The following is a 2,065-nucleotide window of genomic DNA, read 5'->3' as shown; positions in this document are numbered from 1 at the left end:
CAGTATTTATTCAAAACATTGCCCGCACGTCAAAGTGACGATGATGATTTAACAGATTTAATGCCGTGGAATGTGCAGCTAGACTTCGATTATAGCTAAGCGCACTGCTTAATTGTGCGCTTACGAATGACAGGTAGTTATTATGACTTGGCTGTTAATGATGATGCATTTATTATGGATTATACAAATTACGATAGCAAAGCAACAAGTACCTCATCTTCATACAGCACGTTATTAATAAAAAACTCATCGGTAACATCTGTTCCAGAGCCATCCACTTTAGCTATTTTCGCTTTAGGCATATTTGGAATAGCCTCTCGTAAATTATTAAAATAAATTTTATAGCAACCATTTAAAAATTCATAAGGAAAGATCAAATGAGTGACACAATTCAGCAAGCGAGATTACAAAACAAAATGAAAAATCCAATTGTAGCATTAGCTTTAGGTTTTTTTATTCCTGGAGCAGCTCAAATGTATTCAGGTAGCATAATGTGGGGAGTTATTAACCTAATCCTTGTTATTATATTTGCAATAACCATTATTGCTTCCCCCTTAGCTTTTATCATATGGTTAGTATCAATGTTTCTTGGGTATAAGGGAGCTAAAACGTTCAATGACAAGGTTCTAGATAAAGCTGAATCTGTTATGTAATAGTTCCCTTTATACACTATTAATAGGAGCGTTAATTGCGTACAACTTACGCTCCTGAACCATCATCATTGGGTCGCAATCCTCAACATGTGGTAAAATCCAAATTGCTACGGAAAAAGTACCTAAATTTAAAGCAGGTAAAGCATTGAAAGACGCTGTTAACGTTTAATTTTTCAAATACAAAAAAGCCCAGCTTAATTAAAGTTGGGCTTTTTTATATGCGATAAAACATAACTAATGTTAAATTAAATCAAGCTTACTAAAGCAAAATAGAAGCTTTGTGAAGAAAATTAATCTTCAGCTTCGTCGTCAACTCTAACACCCCAAACATCATGTTCGTCGGCATGGATAATTTGTACCCACATTAGGTCGCCTGGCTTAGCGTCATAATCATCAGACAAATACACTTTACCGTCAACTTCTGGCGCATCCATATAAGAACGCCCAACAATGCCAAGGGCACTTACTTCATCAACAAGAATTAAATATTCTTGGCCAATACGTGCTTGTAGTTTTTCCGCGCTTATTCTCGCTTGTACTGCCATAAAACGTTGTAAACGATCTTCCATAACTTCGTCTGAATTATGATCAGGTAAAGCATTAGCCGTAGCGCCTTCAACAGGTGAGTATTTAAAACAACCGACACGGTCTAATTGCGCTTCTTCTAAGAATTCTAATAACTCTTCAAATTCTTCTTCTGTTTCACCGGGGAAACCAACAATAAAGGTTGAACGAATAACTAATTCAGGGCAAATCTCACGCCATTTAGCTATACGCTCTAATACACGGTCAGAGCTACCAGGACGTTTCATTAATTTTAAGATACGTTTATTAGCATGCTGAAAAGGAATATCTAAGTACGGCAGTATTTTACCTTCTGCCATAAGAGGAATTATTTTATCAACATGTGGGTACGGGTAAACATAATGGAGACGTATCCAAACGCCTCGCTTGGCTAATTCTTCACATAACTGCTGCATATGAGTCTTAACCGGCATGCCATCCCAAAAATCAGTTTTGTGTTTCACATCAACGCCGTAAGCCGAAGTATCTTGAGATATAACTAATAATTCTTTAACGCCAGCATCAACTAAACGTTTGGCTTCACCTAAGACATCGCCAATAGGACGAGAGTCTAAGTCGCCACGCATGGATGGAATAATACAGAACGTACAACGGTGGTTACACCCTTCTGATATTTTTAAATACGCGTAATGCTTAGGGGTAAGTTTAACGCCTTGTGGCGGCACTAAATCAATAAAAGGGTTATGAACAGGCTTGGCTACATGTTTGTGTACTTGTGTTAACACTTCATCGTAAGCATTAGGTCCTGTAACGCCTAAAACATTAGGATGTAATTCGATGATTTCGTCTTTCTTAACGCCTAAACAGCCAGTAACCAATACTTTACC

General features: G+C 37.3%; 4 protein-coding genes. 3 read left to right on the top strand and 1 reads right to left on the bottom strand.

What is annotated here, in order from left to right:
• Positions 1–285 precede the first annotated feature (285 nt).
• The 3 genes from H4J56_RS20055 to H4J56_RS20050 all read left to right on the top strand — a co-directional run bounded on the left by H4J56_RS20055 (position 286) and on the right by H4J56_RS20050 (position 822).
• On the top strand, positions 286–336 hold the full coding sequence (locus tag H4J56_RS20055; RefSeq protein WP_404842654.1) for a hypothetical protein: 51 nt from the start codon (positions 286–288) through the stop codon (positions 334–336).
• Between the two features lie 41 nt (positions 337–377).
• On the top strand, positions 378–653 hold the full coding sequence (locus H4J56_RS19310) for a hypothetical protein (protein WP_182259817.1): 276 nt from the start codon (positions 378–380) through the stop codon (positions 651–653).
• A gap of 61 nt (positions 654–714) precedes the next feature.
• Positions 715–822 (top strand): HU family DNA-binding protein, encoded by a 108-nt coding sequence (locus tag H4J56_RS20050; RefSeq protein WP_404842652.1) that lies wholly within the window; start codon positions 715–717, stop codon positions 820–822.
• Between the two features lie 121 nt (positions 823–943).
• On the opposite strand, the gene rimO is transcribed toward H4J56_RS20050, so the two are convergent.
• Positions 944–2,065, bottom strand: a 1,122-nt coding sequence (gene rimO, locus H4J56_RS19300; protein WP_182259816.1) for a 30S ribosomal protein S12 methylthiotransferase RimO, incomplete at its 5' end; no start/stop codon positions are given.

The sequence above is a fragment of the Colwellia sp. BRX8-4 genome, assembly GCF_014077345.1.
Lineage (GTDB): Bacteria > Pseudomonadota > Gammaproteobacteria > Enterobacterales > Alteromonadaceae > Colwellia_A.
The sequence above is the reverse complement of the archived record's forward strand: the minus strand, read 5'-3'. Positions and strand labels throughout refer to the sequence as shown.